The sequence below is a fragment of the Paenibacillus sp. R14(2021) genome (assembly GCF_019431355.1).
Lineage (GTDB): Bacteria > Bacillota > Bacilli > Paenibacillales > Paenibacillaceae > Paenibacillus_Z.
On the sequence record NZ_CP080269.1, the window covers coordinates 4,265,001 to 4,282,810 of the forward strand.

15 protein-coding genes, 6 tRNA genes and 1 rRNA gene (1 of these 22 only partly in view) are annotated in these 17,810 nt (G+C 52.6%); all 22 read left to right on the forward strand.

What is annotated here, in order from left to right; translation table 11 throughout:
- Positions 1–2,433: ribosomal RNA gene (locus tag KXU80_RS19875) — 23S ribosomal RNA — on the forward strand (it extends 495 nt beyond the left edge of the window).
- 228 nt (positions 2,434–2,661) lie between these two features.
- A tRNA-Met gene (locus KXU80_RS19880) sits at positions 2,662–2,738 on the forward strand.
- 13 nt (positions 2,739–2,751) lie between these two features.
- Positions 2,752–2,827: transfer RNA gene (locus KXU80_RS19885), tRNA-Val, on the forward strand.
- A 13-nt stretch (positions 2,828–2,840) separates the two neighbouring features.
- A tRNA-Asp gene (locus KXU80_RS19890) sits at positions 2,841–2,917 on the forward strand.
- A gap of 15 nt (positions 2,918–2,932) precedes the next feature.
- A tRNA-Phe gene (locus KXU80_RS19895) sits at positions 2,933–3,008 on the forward strand.
- A gap of 35 nt (positions 3,009–3,043) precedes the next feature.
- A tRNA-Tyr gene (locus KXU80_RS19900) sits at positions 3,044–3,128 on the forward strand.
- Positions 3,129–3,142: 14 nt separating this feature from the next.
- Positions 3,143–3,218, forward strand: a tRNA-Lys gene (locus KXU80_RS19905).
- Positions 3,219–3,375: 157 nt separating this feature from the next.
- Positions 3,376–4,317, forward strand: coding sequence for an MraY family glycosyltransferase (locus KXU80_RS19910; RefSeq protein ID WP_219834912.1), 942 nt, complete (start codon positions 3,376–3,378; stop codon positions 4,315–4,317).
- A 71-nt stretch (positions 4,318–4,388) separates the two neighbouring features.
- Positions 4,389–5,537, forward strand: a complete 1,149-nt coding sequence (locus KXU80_RS19915) for a PucR family transcriptional regulator (RefSeq protein WP_219834913.1) — start codon at positions 4,389–4,391, stop codon at positions 5,535–5,537.
- 91 nt (positions 5,538–5,628) lie between these two features.
- The gene (locus KXU80_RS19920; protein WP_219834914.1) at positions 5,629–6,750 is read left to right on the forward strand and encodes an ABC transporter ATP-binding protein; all 1,122 of its coding nucleotides are present in this window, start codon (positions 5,629–5,631) and stop codon (positions 6,748–6,750) included.
- A 198-nt stretch (positions 6,751–6,948) separates the two neighbouring features.
- Positions 6,949–7,887 carry an HPr(Ser) kinase/phosphatase gene (hprK, locus tag KXU80_RS19925; protein WP_219834915.1) on the forward strand — a complete coding sequence of 313 codons (939 nt, stop codon included), beginning with the start codon at positions 6,949–6,951 and terminating at the stop codon, positions 7,885–7,887.
- A 61-nt stretch (positions 7,888–7,948) separates the two neighbouring features.
- Positions 7,949–8,932 carry a prolipoprotein diacylglyceryl transferase gene (lgt, locus tag KXU80_RS19930; RefSeq protein ID WP_219834916.1) on the forward strand — a complete coding sequence of 328 codons (984 nt, stop codon included), beginning with the start codon at positions 7,949–7,951 and terminating at the stop codon, positions 8,930–8,932.
- Between the two features lie 54 nt (positions 8,933–8,986).
- Positions 8,987–9,643 carry a pyrophosphatase PpaX gene (gene ppaX, locus KXU80_RS19935; RefSeq protein ID WP_219834917.1) on the forward strand — a complete coding sequence of 219 codons (657 nt, stop codon included), beginning with the start codon at positions 8,987–8,989 and terminating at the stop codon, positions 9,641–9,643.
- Positions 9,644–9,650: 7 nt separating this feature from the next.
- A complete protein-coding gene (locus KXU80_RS19940; RefSeq protein WP_219834918.1) occupies positions 9,651–10,133 on the forward strand; it encodes an acyltransferase in 483 nt (160 codons plus the stop codon).
- A gap of 10 nt (positions 10,134–10,143) precedes the next feature.
- The gene (locus KXU80_RS19945) at positions 10,144–11,256 is read left to right on the forward strand and encodes a polysaccharide deacetylase family protein (RefSeq protein ID WP_219834919.1); all 1,113 of its coding nucleotides are present in this window, start codon (positions 10,144–10,146) and stop codon (positions 11,254–11,256) included.
- A 166-nt stretch (positions 11,257–11,422) separates the two neighbouring features.
- A complete protein-coding gene (locus KXU80_RS19950; protein ID WP_219834920.1) occupies positions 11,423–12,664 on the forward strand; it encodes an ATP phosphoribosyltransferase regulatory subunit in 1,242 nt (413 codons plus the stop codon).
- On the forward strand, positions 12,661–13,335 hold the full coding sequence (hisG, locus tag KXU80_RS19955; RefSeq protein ID WP_258171080.1) for an ATP phosphoribosyltransferase: 675 nt from the start codon (positions 12,661–12,663) through the stop codon (positions 13,333–13,335). The genes KXU80_RS19950 and hisG overlap by 4 nt, the downstream gene beginning before the upstream one ends.
- 141 nt (positions 13,336–13,476) lie before the next feature.
- Entirely contained in the window at positions 13,477–14,760 is a 1,284-nt protein-coding gene (gene hisD / locus KXU80_RS19960) for a histidinol dehydrogenase (RefSeq protein ID WP_219834921.1), read from the forward strand.
- An 84-nt stretch (positions 14,761–14,844) separates the two neighbouring features.
- The gene (gene hisB / locus KXU80_RS19965; protein ID WP_219834922.1) at positions 14,845–15,444 is read left to right on the forward strand and encodes an imidazoleglycerol-phosphate dehydratase HisB; all 600 of its coding nucleotides are present in this window, start codon (positions 14,845–14,847) and stop codon (positions 15,442–15,444) included.
- Positions 15,445–16,065, forward strand: coding sequence for an imidazole glycerol phosphate synthase subunit HisH (hisH, locus tag KXU80_RS19970; protein ID WP_219834923.1), 621 nt, complete (start codon positions 15,445–15,447; stop codon positions 16,063–16,065).
- 60 nt (positions 16,066–16,125) lie between these two features.
- Positions 16,126–16,884: an imidazole glycerol phosphate synthase subunit HisF gene (hisF, locus tag KXU80_RS19975; RefSeq protein WP_219834924.1), complete on the forward strand. Its 759-nt coding sequence runs from the start codon at positions 16,126–16,128 to the stop codon at positions 16,882–16,884.
- Positions 16,881–17,567 (forward strand): bifunctional phosphoribosyl-AMP cyclohydrolase/phosphoribosyl-ATP diphosphatase HisIE, encoded by a 687-nt coding sequence (hisIE, locus tag KXU80_RS19980; RefSeq protein WP_219834925.1) that lies wholly within the window; start codon positions 16,881–16,883, stop codon positions 17,565–17,567. The genes hisF and hisIE overlap by 4 nt, the downstream gene beginning before the upstream one ends.
- Positions 17,568–17,810: the final 243 nt, after the last annotated feature.

Consider the following 17,810-nt stretch of genomic DNA (forward strand, 5'->3'; position numbering starts at 1 on the left):
AGCGAAGCAGTACCGTGAGGGAAAGGTGAAAAGCACCGCGGAAGCGGAGTGAAACAGAACCTGAAACCGTGCGCTTACAAGAAGTCAGAGCCCTCTATATGGGTGATGGCGTGCCTTTTGTAGAATGAACCGGCGAGTTACGTTCCCATGCAAGGTTAAGGTGAAGAGCCGGAGCCGCAGCGAAAGCGAGTCTGAATAGGGCGAATGAGTATGTGGACGTAGACCCGAAACCGTGTGATCTACCCCTGTCCAGGGTGAAGGTGCGGTAACACGCACTGGAGGCCCGAACCCACGCATGTTGAAAAATGCGGGGATGAGGTGGGGGTAGCGGAGAAATTCCAATCGAACTCGGAGATAGCTGGTTCTCCCCGAAATAGCTTTAGGGCTAGCCTCGGAATTTAGAGTCGTGGAGGTAGAGCACTGATTGGGTGCGGGGCCCGCCAAGGGTTACCAAGTCCAGTCAAACTCCGAATGCCATGTACTTATATCCGGGAGTCAGACAGTGAGTGCTAAGATCCATTGTCAAGAGGGAAACAGCCCAGACCATCAGCTAAGGTCCCCAAGTGTGTGTTAAGTGGGAAAGGATGTGGAGTTGCAAAGACAACCAGGATGTTGGCTTAGAAGCAGCCACCATTTAAAGAGTGCGTAATAGCTCACTGGTCGAGTGACTCTGCGCCGAAAATGTAACGGGGCTAAACACACCACCGAAGCTATGGCTTGCAACTTATGTTGCAGGGGTAGGGGAGCGTTGAATGTACGTTGAAGTCAGACCGTAAGGACTGGTGGAGCGCATTCAAGTGAGAATGCCGGTATGAGTAACGAAAAGACAAGTGAGAATCTTGTCCGCCGTAAGACTAAGGTTTCCTGAGGAAGGCTCGTCCGCTCAGGGTAAGTCGGGACCTAAGGCGAGGCCGAAAGGCGTAGTCGAAGGACAACAGGTTGATATTCCTGTACCACCGTAAGCCGTTACGAGCAATGGGGTGACGCAGAAGGATAGTGACGCGGGCTGATGGATGCCCGTCCAAGCAGTGAGGCTGATGTGTAGGCAAATCCGCACATCGATAAGGCTGGGCTGTGATGGGGAGCGAAAATTGCAGTAGCGAAGGTCATGAGTTCAGGCTGCCAAGAAAAGCCTCTAGCCAGGTGAAGGTGCCCGTACCGCAAACCGACACAGGTAGTCGAGCAGAGTATGCTAAGGCGCTCGGAAGAACTCTCGTTAAGGAACTCGGCAAAATGACCCCGTAACTTCGGGAGAAGGGGTGCCTCGGTAGGGTGAATAGCCCGAGGGGGCCGCAGTGAAAAGGCCCAAGCGACTGTTTAGCAAAAACACAGGTCTGTGCGAAGCCGTAAGGCGAAGTATACGGGCTGACGCCTGCCCGGTGCTGGAAGGTTAAGGGGAGTGGTTAGCCGCAAGGCGAAGCTATGAACCGAAGCCCCAGTAAACGGCGGCCGTAACTATAACGGTCCTAAGGTAGCGAAATTCCTTGTCAGGTAAATTCTGACCCGCACGAATGGCGTAACGACTTGGGCGCTGTCTCAACGAGAGATCCGGTGAAATTTTAATACCTGTGAAGATGCAGGTTACCCGCGACAAGACGGAAAGACCCCATGGAGCTTTACTGCAGCTTGATATTGGACTTTGGTACGATCTGTACAGGATAGGTGGGAGCCTAAGAAGCCGGAGCGCCAGCTTCGGTGGAGGCAACGTTGGGATACCACCCTGATCGTATCGGAGTTCTAACCTGGTACCGTAATCCGGTACAGGGACCGTGTCAGGTGGGCAGTTTGACTGGGGCGGTCGCCTCCTAAAATGTAACGGAGGCGCCCAAAGGTTCCCTCAGAATGGTTGGAAATCATTCGCAGCGTGCAAAGGCATAAGGGAGCTTGACTGCGAGACCTACAAGTCGAGCAGGGACGAAAGTCGGGCTTAGTGATCCGGTGGTACCGAATGGAAGGGCCATCGCTCAACGGATAAAAGCTACCCTGGGGATAACAGGCTTATCTCCCCCAAGAGTCCACATCGACGGGGAGGTTTGGCACCTCGATGTCGGCTCATCGCATCCTGGGGCTGAAGTAGGTCCCAAGGGTTGGGCTGTTCGCCCATTAAAGCGGTACGCGAGCTGGGTTCAGAACGTCGTGAGACAGTTCGGTCCCTATCTGTCGTGGGCGTAGGAAATTTGAGAGGAGCTGTCCTTAGTACGAGAGGACCGGGATGGACGCACCGCTGGTGTACCAGTTGTTCCGCCAGGAGCACCGCTGGGTAGCCAAGTGCGGACGGGATAAGCGCTGAAAGCATCTAAGCGTGAAGCCCCCCTCAAGATGAGATTTCCCAATTCGTAAGACCCCTGGTAGACGACCAGGTTGATAGGTTCGAGGTGGAAGTGCAGCAATGCATGTAGCTGACGAATACTAATCGGTCGAGGGCTTATCCTATTGAACCCTGTTAAGGGGTTCACTTCGGAAACCAACGTTAACATCTTCGTTCAGCTAAGTAATGACCTTCGCAAAGGTTCGTATCCAGTTTTCAGGGTGTAAATGAGATGTAATGACCGACAAGTTCGGACAGAGCTTCTAATTTACAGAAACGTTTGGCGACGTTTAAACCTGACCTTTATGACTGCCTCAGTCGTGATGGACAAGCAATGTATGAGGCATTTGTGTGGCGGTGTAGCTCAGCTGGCTAGAGCATTCGGTTCATACCCGGAGGGTCGGGGGTTCGAGTCCCTTCGCCGCTACCACATACCTTAATATGGAGGCTTAGCTCAGCTGGGAGAGCATCTGCCTTACAAGCAGAGGGTCGGCGGTTCGATCCCGTCAGCCTCCACCATATTTACAAGCGCGGAGCCGTGGTGTAGTGGCCCAACATGCCTGCCTGTCACGCAGGAGACCGCGGGTTCGAATCCCGTCGGCTCCGCCATTTATTTATATGTAAGGCTCGGTAGCTCAGTCGGTAGAGCAGAGGACTGAAAATCCTCGTGTCGGCGGTTCGATTCCGTCCCGAGCCACCATTTATTATCAAGGCGATGATGCCTGTTTTTTTCGTGGAGGGCTAGTGAAGTGGCTAAACACGGCAGACTGTAAATCTGCTCTCTCTGAGTTCGGTGGTTCGAATCCATCGCCCTCCACCATTCCCTTAATGCAAGAGCCATTAGCTCAGTTGGTAGAGCACCTGACTTTTAATCAGGGTGTCGTAGGTTCGAGTCCTACATGGCTCACCATTTGATTAAATATTCACCTCTAGGTCGTTGACCTGGAGGTTTTTTGTTGTCTAGGATCCGTATGTAAAACGGGTCGTTGATAATTGTTGATGCGATTGAGTAATTGAACGACAGGCGGGCAAACTGAACACAAAGGCTGTTCAGGGGGTCACAACGGATGATATATGCAGGATCTGCATTGATTTGTTTTCTAATGGTGGTGTTACTTGTCCCAATCTCACGCAGATTTGCTATTCAGTTTGGATTTGTCGATCGGCCTTCTGCCCGGAAAATCCATCGCGCTCCTGTGCCGTTAATGGGCGGAGCTGCGCTATATGCCGGAATTGTCATTACGTTATATATTTTTCAAGGCGCAACGCCCCTAAGTCTGACCATAAGTCTCGGTGGCCTTATGCTAATCATAATCGGATTGGCGGATGATGCTGCAAAGGCCGGCGGCAAAGAGTTTCCGGTATGGCCGAGGGTGCTCGTATACCTGGCTGCGGCTGTTATCCCATTATTATTTGGAATACGTATCGAAGGGCTGTCCAGCCTGAACGGAATGATTATTTTCCCCTACTGGCTAGCTATTGTCAGCTCGATTGTTTGGGTGTTTGCTCTGATCAATATGATTAATTTTATTGATGGCGTGGATGGCTTGGCATCGGGCGTATCGACGCTCTCTTCATTAACATTGTTTGTCGCTGCGCTGCTCAAGCATCAGTATCCAACGGCATTGCTTGCTGTTATCTTGGTAGGAGCTTGCGCTGCGTTTCTCATTTATAATTTTTACCCAGCACGAATCTTCATGGGAGATGCCGGTGCGGCGTTTCTGGGCTATGCGTTGGCAGTCACGGCAGTGGACGGCGCATTTAAGAGCGCTACGTTGGTTACGGTAGCTGTTCCGCTCCTGGCCTTAGGCGTACCTATTCTAGATACAGCGGTTGTTATGTTGCGCAGGCTTATCTCTGGCAAGGGACTGCATCGCGCGGACAAGCTGCATACCCATCATGTCTTAATGCGCTGGGGCCTCACTCAGATCCAAACGGTGTCATTTATCTACTTGGTCGCGGCGCTGTTCTCGTTGCTATCTATTCTCCTACTCCTTGCCTTAAGCTGAATTATGCGTCCTACTATGTTACAATATGGTTAAAAAGCGCTTACTTTGCGCCGATGGATAGGGGCAAATCCATGAGTGATGCAAAATGGATCTCGCAATTACAAGCTGTTCTGGATTGCTCGGTCCGAGAGCATCAGCTCTCTTTGCAGGATTGGACAATGTTGAGCGGCGAGCAGCATCGTAACTTGAATATACCGCTGAATCAAAAAAAGAATACGATTACAATTGGTGATTATATCAGCGGACATGAAGGTGTAACATGGTTTGCGCTCCATCATGATGCTGAGCGCGTAGAAGTATTGGAGATTGCACGCAAGCAGCTAAGCGATACGGAATTGGCTCTTATCGGCTGGGCGGTTACTCATTTGCTGGCGGGCCGAAGCAAAACATATGAAGGAATTCCGGAATCGGAACGATACGCCAGAGAGCTTGGAGCATGGATCGACGAGCAATTGGATGTAAGCGACCCGAAACTGCTGCTTCCGGATCGATTGGTTGCCCGAGGGAGACTGTTTACCTCAATGGTTCCTTTTCTTCTCGTATGTGAGCAAGCTGAAACGGGGCGTGCCAGCTATAACGAGTTGGAAAGGCTGCTTCGGACCTTTTTATCTGAGGATGTTCTTATTATTCCGCTCAAAGAGCAGGAATGGCTTATTCTCGGACCGGCATCGCTTATACATGATGCCCAATCCGGCGAGCGTGACGAGGAAGATGAAGAGTCTGTCGAAGAAAGCTTGTCTTCAATGGCACACGGTCTTCATGAAATGCTTTCAAGCGAGTGGATAGGCGAATGCCATTTGGCTGTATCACATCCAATATCACCGGCGAACTCCATCGTTAGCACGACAGCCATCTTAAGGGAAACAGTTCATCTGGGAAGAGCCTTTCATTTGGGGTCCAATATTCATTTGCCATGGCTGCTGCACTTGGAGCGGTTATTAAATACAATTCCAGAGGTTCATCGCATTAAGTTCGTGGAACAAGCGTTGAAGCGAACCGACGCTTTTCTTGACCCGGAAATATTGACGACGCTCGAAACCTTCTTCGCGCTGGACTGCAATGTGAGCGAAACCGCGAAGAAGCTTTACATCCATCGCAATACGCTTCTTTACCGGCTGGACAAGCTTAAACAGGAGACTGAACTGGATGTCCGGCAGTTCCGTGACGCCGTCCTTGTCAAAATTATTTTACTATTGTATAAAGTGACGAAAAGGGCGTAGTTTTTTTGTAAAGTATGTGCATAGTCATTTGGACAGCGCTGCGATAAGATAAGGGTAATGAAAGACAATCATTCGTTAGGGGGAAATACAAATGGCTGGTGTACGCTTAGAGCACGTTTACAAAAAATATGCGGGAACTGATCTCGCTTCGGTAAAAGATTTCAACCTTGACATTAAAGACAAGGAGTTCTTGGTTCTCGTTGGTCCATCGGGTTGCGGTAAATCCACAACGCTTCGTATGATCGCAGGCTTGGAAGAAATTTCCGAAGGTAAACTGTTCATTGGCGAGCGTCTTGTTAATGACGTTGCCCCTAAAGATCGTGACATCGCGATGGTATTCCAATCCTACGCCCTGTACCCGCACATGAACGTGTACCAAAACATGGCTTTTGGTCTTAAACTTCGTAAATTCAAAAAAGCGGAAATCGACAAACGTGTTCGTGAAGCCGCTAAAATTCTAGATATCGAGCATTTGCTTGACCGTAAACCTAAAGCATTGTCCGGTGGTCAACGTCAACGTGTTGCACTTGGCCGTGCAATCGTTCGTGAGCCGCAAGTATTCTTGATGGATGAGCCGCTCTCCAACTTGGATGCTAAACTTCGTGGTCAAATGCGCGCGGAAATTTCCAAACTCGCTAAACGTCTGGAAACGACTGTTATCTACGTAACGCATGACCAAATCGAAGCTATGACGATGGGTGACCGTATCGTCGTTATGAAAGACGGTATCATCCAACAAGCTGCTTCTCCTGAAGAATTGTACAACCACCCGGTTAACATCTTCGTAGCAGGCTTTATCGGAGCACCTTCGATGAACTTTATCACAGGTACGCTTGCTGAAGCTGGCGGTGCAGTTCGCTTCAAAGCAACAAATATTGATGTTCTTGTTCCAGACGGCAAAGCACAACAGCTTCGCGAAAAAGGTCTGATCGGCAAAGAAATCATCTTGGGTATCCGTCCTGAAGATCTGCACGAAGAGCCAGTATTCCACGAAGCTTCCCCGCAAACGATCGTGACTGCTCACGTTGAAGTTGCTGAGAACCTGGGTCACGAAATGTTCCTGTACCTGAACGGTCTGGGCAAAGATTCCGTTATCGCTCGTGTTGACGGCCGCTCTGGCGTTAAAGAAGGTACGAACGTGAAGCTAGCTCTGGACATGAACAAAGTTCATGTTTTCGATAAAGAGAGCGAACTGAACGTATTTGAAGCTTAAGATTAAGCATAGTAGCTGCTGCAAACAACCGCCCGGTCTAATCGGGCGGTTGTTTTTTGTTGTTAGCTATATTTGGCCGTTATGATGTCTCCTGTGAGACGTTGCTTTCAGTTCTTATTTCCTATAGGATGAATACAACTGGATATATTTGAAACACCTATTAACGCAGAGCAGACGCGATTTTGAGGAGGCCAAGCAGTGGCTAAGAAAGTAAAAGTGTCCGATCTGGTAAGCCAATTCCAACTTGAGATACTTGGCGGTGGAGATGGGCTGAAGCGGAGCATCACACTCGATGACTTGTCGCGTCCAGGACTCGAAATGGCCGGTTATTTCGATTACTATCCGAAGGAACGGGTTCAGATTCTCGGCAAGACGGAAATTACGTTCATGGATACGCTGAGCAAGCAGGAGCGCATTGACAGAATTGAACGGCTGTTTGATGAAGAGACGCCGTGTTTTATCATTACGCGCGGACTTGAAGCGCCATCGGAGCTGTTGGAGCAGTCGAATGCGCGCCAAATTCCGGTGCTTCGCAGCAATTCGGCAACGACGATCTTCCTTAGCCGGATTACGAACTTCCTTGAACGCAAGCTCGCTCCTTCCGCAACGATCCACGGCGTTCTTGTAGACGTCTACGGCGTGGGCATGTTGATTACAGGAGGCAGCGGCATCGGTAAGAGCGAGACCGCGCTTGAGCTGGTGAAGCGCAGCCACCGCCTGGTTGCGGACGATGCGGTTGAAATCCGCCAAACGTCAGACGGACAGCTGCACGGTACGGCGCCGGAATTAATTCGTCATTTATTGGAGATTCGCGGCTTGGGCATTATCAACGTTATGACGTTATTCGGAGCTGGAGCCGTTCGAAACAATAAGCGAATCAGCGTCGTTATCAAGCTCGAAAACTGGCAGGCGGATAAGCAGTATGACCGTCTCGGCTTAGATGAAGAAACAACCCGTATTATCGACACGGACGTCCCGATTGTAACGGTCCCGGTCCGTCCCGGCCGAAATTTGGCCGTCATTATTGAAGTGGCGGCCATGAATTTCAGGCTTAAACGGATGGGGTATAATGCAGCCCTTCAATTTACGAACAAACTGACGGAAACGATTGCGGAAGATTCGGATGATTTTGATTGAACTGCTTCATGAAATATGAAAAGTACCGTAAAGCATATAAGAGAGAAGGAGCCGTTGACGCATGTTTGATCTTCGTTTGAATCCGATTGCTTTTTCGCTTGGCCCCATTAGTGTGCATTGGTACGGCATTATTCTTGGAACTGCGGCGCTTGTCGGTTTGCTGCTGGCCGTTCGCGAAGGTAAACGTTTTGGTTTGTCGCCGGACTTTTTTATGGATTTGCTGCTGCTAGGGGTACCTTCGGCAATTATCGGAGCACGGATTTATTTTGTTTCGTTCAAATGGTACGAGTATAAGGATAATTTCTTGGACGTATTTAAAATTTGGAATGGCGGCATTGCCATTTATGGCGCGCTTGTCGGTGCGTTTGTGTGCGGCATTATTTATTTCCGATATAAAGGCTACAGTTTTTGGCGGATTGCCGATATCTGCGCTCCGTCCCTTATTGCAGGACAAATGATTGGCCGCTGGGGTAATTTCGTTAACCAAGAAGCTTACGGCGGACCGGTGGACGAAAGCTTCTTGCGCAATACACTCCATCTACCGAACTGGATCGTCAACCAGATGAACGTGGAAGGCGTATTCCACCATCCGACATTCCTATATGAATCGCTGTGGAACTTGGTAGGCCTTGTTATTCTGCTTGTTATTCGCCGCCGCCCATTCCTGCGCGCGGGGGAGCAGCTGTTTGCGTATTTCATCTGGTATTCCATTGGCCGATTCTATGTAGAAGGTTTGCGGACGGACAGCTTGGCATTCCAAGGTGCGGATTGGGCCGCTAAAGTGATGGATGCGATCTGGTCACCGATGACAGTCGTGTTCACGCACGGATACTTGAATCCGGCTGAGGGTAATATTCGCGTCTCCCAGCTGGTCTCTGTGCTGCTGGTCATTGCCGCTGTGGCGCTCATTATCATTCGCCGCCGAACGGGAGCTGCTTCCACACGTTACAGCGACCTGATCGTAAACTTCAAAACAGGGCTCCCTGCAGGAGCTGAAACGAAAAAGCACCAAGCTGCTTCGGCTGAGAAGAGCACGATTGAATAAACGATCCGGCCTTGGACTTGGGAGCCGGTAAAATAAAGGAGCAAGCTAAAGAGGATGACTGCAAAGATTAAGGCCATATTGTTTGATTTAGACGGTACGATTATGGACACGAACGAACTGATTATCCAATCGTTTCTTGACGCACTGAAAGGCATTGTGCCAGCTGATTTTAACCGCGAGCATATCATTCCCAGCATGGGTCTTCCGCTGTCGGCGCAGCTGCAGCTGTTCTCGGGACGCGAGCAGGTAGACGATCTGGTAGCAGCCTATCGGGAAGTCAATCTGAGGCTGCATGACGACTATGTTTCGGCTTTCCCGTACGTAAAGGAAGTGCTCGAAAGATTGCATGCAGCAGGCATCAAAATCGGAATCGTAACGACCAAAATTCGGTTAACGACAGAACGAGGCCTGCACTTTGTCGGATTGTATGAGTACGTGGAGCCTGATGCTATCGTGACGATCGACGACGTCGTCCAGCCCAAGCCGCATCCCGAGCCGGTTCAACGAGCGCTGGAGGCACTTGGTATAGCGCCTGGCGAGGCAATAATGGTCGGCGACAGCATTGTCGATATACAAGCCGCCGAGGCCGCCGGCACTGTCTCCGTTGGCGTAGCTTGGTCATTGAAAGGCGAAGCAAAGCTTAAGGAAAGCGGTGCGCGTCATATCATTCATGACATGCGCGAGTTGTACGCACTCGTGGGATTGGAGTAGAACTCCGTTGAGAAATGTGGAGCGTTATCCTGTGGAAGGGCCGAATGCGCTTTGGCAGGTCTACCGGACGGTAAGCCGCTTCAAGGCGGTGCGTAATTTTGTATTCATTCAGACGGCTCGCTACTGTCCGTCCCTGCCCGTAAAAAATTGGATTTACCGGCGGGTGCTCGGCATGAAGGTTGGCCGCCATTCTGCGTTTGCGCTGATGGTGATGGTGGATGTGTTCTTTCCAGAGAAAATTACCGTCGGCGATAACTCTATCATTGGATACAATACTACGATTCTTACACATGAATATTTGATTCGCGAATACCGGCTTGGCGCAGTGCAAATTGGCTCCAATGTCATGATTGGCGCGAATACAACGATTCTGCCAGGCGTTGTCATCGGTGACGGTGCTGTGATCGCTGCCGGTTCGGTCGTACATCGGGATGTTCAGCCCGGGGCCTTCGTCGGTGGAAATCCCATTCAAGAGATTCGCAAGGGGTAGGTGAACCTACATGAATCGCAAACTTACAGTAATGTCTCTTGTGTTTGTACTTGCGGTCATCTTGACAGGATGTTACGTCACCGGGATGAGATGGTCTTCGCATTCGTCTAAAAGCTCAGTAGTCACCGGGAACGGCGGAACGACCAGAAGAACGGCGGCTCCCGGGAAACAATCGCAGCATGGCGGTTACAGGAATACGCCGCTTGGCATCTATTATCGAAATCAAGTCATCGTCCTAATGTACCACGAAGTCGCGGTGAAGCCGATGGATGATAAGGCCCTTCCCCTAGAGAAGTTTAAGCAGCAGCTGCTGCTAATGAAGCAAAACAATTTTCACTGGATTACGATGGAGCAGTACAGACAGTTTATTTTGAAGGATGCGAAGGTGCCCGATAATGCAGTGCTGATGACGTTCGACGACGGTTATGAATCGTATTACACCGATACGTATCCGATGCTGAAGCAATTTCATGTGCCTGCGACGAATTTTCTTATTGTAAACACGATCGGAAATCCAAGGCATATCGGCATTCCTAAGCTGACCTGGGAGCAAGTGCAGCAGATGCACCGGGAAGGGTATGATTTCTATAACCATACCTTTGATTCGCACAGCTACGCTTCTCACGATGGTAAAGGCGGCAAACAGCTGCCTGAACTGGCTGCCCCGATGTTCATGAAAGACAAGAATCGCCGGGAAACGACAAGAGAGTATTTGGCACGGGTGACGGACGACCTGTCGAAGGCGGATGTGGTTCTATCAAAGAAGCTCGGCAATAAGGATCATGTGCTGGCTTTTCCTTACGGAGCCTACAATAAAGCGGTTCTTCGTATATGCCATATGCTTGGCATCGATGTCACGTTCACCGTTAAGAACGGTATTAACGGCTATGGACAGCGTAACGGCTACCGTGTGAATGCAGGTGGTCTTAGCGATCAACCGACAGTACTGATCGATCTGATGAAGAATGGTACCCGCACAAAATTACCGGGAAGCGAGTCTTCCCGGTTTTTTCTGCAGCTTAGCGTATTCAGCACAGCGATTCTGGGCATCGTCCTCATGAATTTGCTGCTAAAGGCTTGGGAGGACAAGCGTGGCGGTAGACGGTTGTTCCGGAAGCGATAGGAATAACGGCACGGCGCTGGGATGGATTCTGGGAACAGATAGATAAGCATTCGGCTGCTATATTGACGGAACAAATAGGTCGTGGTATCATTACGACTAATCTTTATTTTGGCAGTATGGTACTATGGTACCGCGTTAATAAACTAAAGCGTTGTGGGTGAGATAAATGTCTAAACCGAAGGTTTTCGAGAAACCGACCGGTGTTAAGGATTATTTGCCGCATGCGGTGACAAAGCTGAGACAAATCGAGAATCAAGTGCTTGCTTGTATGGCCTCCTGGGGCTATGAGCAAATTATGACGCCTACGATGGAGTATTACGATACGGTTGGCGTAGCGAGCTCGACTTCGGATCAGAAGCTGTTTAAGCTGCTCAACAGCCGTGGAACGACGCTTGTTCTTCGTTCCGATATGACGGCTCCAATCGCTCGGGTGGTTTCCTCCGTGCTGAAGGACGCTCAGTTTCCCATTCGCTTGTCCTACCATTCCAATGTATTCCGCGCCATTGAAGAGGAGGCGGGACGCGAGGCGGAGTTTTTTCAAACCGGCGTAGAGTTGGTAGGCGATGCTTCTCCCGAGGCGGATGCGGAAGTGGTCGCTCTCGCGATTGCCTCATTGAAGGCGGCAGGCGTGAAACGGTTCAAAATTGCGATCGGCCATGTTGGCTTCTTGAACGGCCTGTTCGAGGAAGCGCTGCCTGGGCGAAGAGACGCGCAGGAAGAATTGAAGGCTTATCTGTTGGGCCGGGACTTCGTCGGGTACCGAGAAGGCCTTCGTGCCTTGAAGCTGCCTGAGAAGGTGAACAACGAGCTTGAGGGCATCATTCGGCTGCGGGGCGGCTCGGAAATATGCAATCAAGCGCTGACGCTGAGTCTCGATAAGACGGCGCAGGATGCGATCCGCCATCTATGCGAGATGTGGGATGTGCTTGAAGCCTACGGAGTTCACGAGCATGTAATGATTGATCTCACCATGATCGGCGATTTCAAATATTATACGGGCATGACGTTTGAAGGTTATGCTGCTGATCTGGGTTTCCCGGTGGCAAGCGGCGGCCGTTACGATAATTTGTTAAAGCAATTTGGGCGTCCGGCACCGTCTACGGGCTTCGCGCTGAAGACGACGCGCATCTTGGAGCTGGTCGGCGCCGGAGGCAGTGAAGAGACAGCTGAGCGCGTATTGATCGGCTACGATGCGGAAGGCCGCACGGCTGCGTTGGATCAGGCTCGGCAGCTTCGCAAGGCAGGCGCCGCGGCAGTTGTCACGGCGAAGATGGATGCTTCCTCGCAGCAAGCCCTGTGGGAAGCAGCTGGAGCAGCCGGCAATGGAGCCAGCATCGTGTATAAAGGCGTAACGTTCACGAAGCTGCTGACGTTCTTCAGCGGCGAACGGGGAGGCAAGGAAGCATGAGCATTAAGGAAATGACTGCTGCCGGCGCGGCGAATTGCGAGCTGTTAAAGGTGGCGATGCCAAAAGGCCGGATCTATAAAGTGGCATCCAGGCTGTTTCGCGAAGCGGGCGTGCCGATTCCGAGCGACTTCGATGATACACGCAAGCTCATTATCGAGCTGCCGGAAGTGGGAATGTCATTCATCATGGCGAAGCCCGTTGACGTGCCAACCTATGTGGAGTACGGCGTAGCCGATATTGGTATCGTGGGCAAGGACGTCCTAATGGAAGAGAACAAAGACGTCTACGAGCTGCTGGATCTCGGCATCGCGAAGTGCCGGATGTCCGTAATCGGACTGCCGGACTGGAAGCCGGCCATTCACCCTCGCGTTGCAACGAAGTATCCAAGCGTTGCCTCGCAGTACTTCCGTGAGCAGGGGCAGCAGGTCGAGGTGATCAAGCTAAACGGTTCCATCGAGCTAGCGCCGCTCATTGGCCTGGCTGACCGTATTGTGGACATGGTGGAAACCGGGCAGACGCTGCGCGAGAACGGTTTGGTCGAGATGGAAACGATTTTCGGCATTACGAGCCGTTTGATCGCGAACCGCGTCAGCTATCGAATGAAGAACGGCGAAATTCAAAGCCTGTGCGATAAGCTGCAGCAAGTCATTACGGCACAAGCAAGCGTATAAGCAAAGGCGAGCTTGCGGCGGACTGGGACGGAGCTGCATTCGCTCGAAATTAGACCGCAGGCGGCGTTGCACAATATCTAGAACGTACGAAGACAAGCCTAGCCGACGGAAGAAGCTAGCGCGTGAAAGGAGCGAGGCGGCATGCGGAAGCTGCGAGCGGAACAGTTTGGATTAACGCGCAAGGTGGAATACGGTTCACCTGAGCAGAACGAAACGGCGAACCGGATCGTTGAGGCGGTTCGCACCGAGGGGGACGCCGCGCTGCTGCGGTACACGGAGCAGCTGGACCGGGTGATGCTGGACGCCGCATCGCTGCGTGTCACAGCGGAAGAAATTCAGGCGGCATATGATCGCGTGGATGTGGACTTCTTGTCGGCAATCCGGCAAGCGGCGCTGAATATACGGAGCTTCCACGAGAAGCAGCTGCGTCAGTCTTGGGTTGACGTGAAGCCTGACGGCACCATGCTGGGACAGCTGCTCCGACCCCTGAAGCGGGTCGGTGTCTATGTTCCGGGCGGTAAGGCGGCATATCCTTCCTCCGTGCTGATGAACGTGATACCGGCACAAGTGGCCGGCGTGCCTGAGATCGTGATGGTGACACCGCCGGCGACCGGAGGCAAGGCAGGCATCGATCCTTATATTCTGGTCGCTGCAGCGGAAGCCGGTGTCAAGGAGATGTACCGCGTCGGCGGCGCGCAAGCCGTTGCGGCTCTTGCGTACGGCACGGAAACGATTCCACCCGTGGACAAAATTTGCGGTCCCGGCAATATCTATGTCGCGCTGGCTAAGCGTGCAGTCTTCGGTGTCGTAGCGATCGACAGCATTGCAGGGCCGAGCGAGATCGTTGTGCTTGCCGATGAGACGGCCGATCCGGCTTATGTCGCGGCCGACCTGCTGTCGCAGGCGGAGCATGACGAGATGGCATCCGCGATCCTCGTCACGACCTCGGAGGCGCTCGGCGATGCCGTTGCTGCCGAAGTGGAGCTACAGCTGCGTGCGCTTCCGCGGGAAGGCACGGCTAGACAATCCATCGGCGGCTACGGCGCTATTCTGTTAGCGCAGTCGATGGAGGAAGCCATTGCGGCTGTCAACCGGATGGCGCCGGAGCACTTGGAGATTATGACGGCCGAGCCGATGGGGATTCTTGGCCGGATCGAGAACGCGGGCGCGATCTTCGTCGGCCCGTACAGTTCGGAGCCGGTGGGCGATTATTTCGCCGGGCCGAATCATATTTTGCCGACCAATGGCACAGCGAGGTTCTCGTCGCCCGTGAACGTCGACGACTTCCTGAAGAAGTCGAGCTTAATTTATTACAGCAAGGATGCGCTTATGGCAAACGGCGAGCAGATCATAACACTTGCCCGTCACGAAGGGCTGGAGGCGCATGCCAGGGCGATCGAAATTCGTTTGGAACGGGAACGGTAGGGATTGCTTCATCGCGCATGTAATGAAACTGCCGGTGTCCGTGCAGTCGTTTGATCACGATAGAAATGGAAAGAAGGATGTTTCATGACGGAGAACGCAATTCGCGCAGCTGAGGTGGCGCGCAAAACGAACGAAACGGACATTACGCTGGCGTTTGGCATTGACGGCACGGGCATTTCCAAGATCGAGACGGACGTGCCGTTCCTGAACCATATGCTGGATCTCTTCACGAAGCACGGCCAGTTTGATCTGACCGTGGAAGCGCGCGGCGACGTGGATATCGACGACCATCACACGGTGGAGGATATCGGCATCTGTCTGGGGCAGACCATTCGCGAGGCGCTCGGCGACAAACGCGGGATCAAGCGCTACGCGTCGGTATTCGTGCCGATGGACGAGGCGCTCGCGCAGGTTGTGATCGATCTGAGCAACCGTCCGCATTTCGAGTACCGTGCGCAGTATCCGTCCCATCAGGTCGGCAGCTTCTCCACGGAGCTTGTGCATGAGTTTCTTTGGAAGCTAGCGCTGGAAGCGCGAATGACGCTGCATGTCATCGTCCACTACGGCGTGAATACGCATCACATGATCGAAGCGGTATTCAAGGCGCTTGGCCGCGCGCTTGACGAAGCGACAAGCATTGACCCGCGCGTGCAAGGAGTGCCTTCGACGAAAGGAGTGCTGTAGATGATCGCGATCATCGATTACGGCATGGGCAACCTGCATAGCGTTAGCAAAGCGGTTGAGCGTCTGGGCTACGAGGCATTCGTAACGGCGGATGCGCAAGAAATTATGGAGGCGGATGGCGCCATTCTCCCCGGTGTCGGCGCATTCGGCGACGCGATGCAGAATCTGCAGAATACGGGGCTGGACGAAGTGACCCGCTATTACGCCGCATCAGGCAAGCCGCTGCTCGGCATTTGCCTTGGTATGCAGCTGCTCTTCAGCGAGAGCGAGGAGTATGGAACGCATAAGGGGCTGAACCTGCTGCCGGGTAAGGTGATTCGTTTCCAAGGCGATTTCAAAGTACCGCATATGGGCTGGAACAAACTCGGGTTTCACCAGAAGAGTCCGCTGTTCGTCGGGTTGGATCAAGGGCATGTGTACTTCGTTCACTCCTATCATGCAAAGCCGGAGCGGGCAAGCGACCTGCTTGCAACGACGGATTATAACGGACAAGTGACCGCGATCGTCGGAAGCGGCAACGTATACGGCATGCAGTTCCATCCGGAGAAGAGCGGCGATCTTGGCATGAGCCTGCTGTGCAACTTTCTGGCATTAACGGGAGCGCGTGAAGCAGTCCGCTGAACGCGCGCTGCTGCCTAAATTTAGAAGCATCAAAGCCATTAGAAGGAGGCGGCATTCCGAATGTTAGCCAAGCGGATTATTCCCTGTCTAGACGTAAAAGACGGACGCGTCGTCAAAGGCGTTAACTTCGTCAACTTGCGCGATGCCGGCGATCCCGTCGAGCTGGCGGCGATTTATGACAAAGAAGGCGCGGACGAGCTGGTGTTCCTGGACATTTCGGCTTCGGTCGAAGGAAGAGCCACGATGGTTGAGGTGGTCAAACGGACAGCTGGCGAAATTACGATTCCGTTCACGGTCGGCGGAGGTATTTCACACGTCGATGACATGAAGCGCCTGCTGCGTGCAGGGGCGGATAAGATCGGCATCAACACGGCGGCCGTAAAGAATCCCTCGCTCGTGAAGGATGGGGCAAGGAAGTTCGGCTCCCAATGCATCGTTGTGGCGATCGACGCGAAGTTCAATCCCGCATGGGGCGAATGGGAAGTGTTTACGCACGGCGGCCGGACGGCAACGGGCATGAGGGCGCTGGCCTGGGCCAAGGAAGCGGAGCAGCTCGGCGCAGGCGAAATTCTGCTGACGAGCATGGACGCGGACGGCACCAAGGACGGCTTCGACTTGAAGCTGACGCAGGCGGTGTCAGATGCCATCGGCGTTCCTGTTATCGCATCGGGCGGAGCGGGGAAGGTAGAGCATTTTCACGATGTATTCCTTCAGGGGCATGCGGACGCAGGGTTGGCGGCGACGATTTTTCACTATAAAGAAATGACGATCCGCGATGTGAAGGATGATTTGCGGCTGAAGGGAGTCGAGATTCGATGAGTGCAGGCAAGAGAATAGAAGCGGCGGCAGAGATCAAGTGGAATGAGGCGGGGCTGGTCCCGGCGATTGTCCAGGACGTGATCAGCAAGGAAGTGCTGATGATGGCCTACATGAACCAGGAGTCGTTTGAACGCTCGGTGGAAACAGGCGAGACCTGGTTCTGGAGCCGTTCGCGAGGGGAACTTTGGCATAAAGGAGCTACGAGCGGCCATACGCAGCGGATCGTGACGATGCATTATGACTGCGACGGGGACACGCTGCTTGTTCGCGTTGAACAGCATGGACCAGCTTGCCATACTGGCACCTACAGCTGCTTTACGGGTGAAGTGCAGGGCATTGCAGGCACGGAAGCCGATGCGAGCTCCTTCCAGCAATCCGCTGACCGCTTTGCCATGCTGAATCAGCTGGAGGCGACCATCGCACAGCGTTATGTCGAGCGTCCGGACGGCGCTTACACGACGTACCTGTTCGAGAAGGGCGTCGATAAAATTCTAAAGAAGGTCGGCGAAGAGACGGCTGAAGTCATCATCGCTGCCAAGAACAAGGACAATGACGAGCTCCGCTGCGAAACGAGCGACCTTCTCTTCCACTTGATGGTGCTGCTCCGCGAACGGGGCTTGTCGCTGGACGAAGTTATGGCTGAGCTGGACCGCCGTCACAATAAATCGAAGCAGTCTTCCTAGACAAGGTTAGCGAGACTGTCACTTCTAACCGAGCCTGCCTGTCAGCGCTCGGTTCTGACGCGTTATCGTCATGAAATGTTCAAACACTGGGGACAAACCGCGATAGATGCTGTAAGTCGCCGAGATTAGGCCGAATACGGGGATTAAGCGCCCTTAAACTTCAAGAAGCGTTTTTGAATTATTATTAATTCCATGTATAATGAAAGTTGTCGAAACAAACGGTAGTTTGCTAAGGGTGATTCT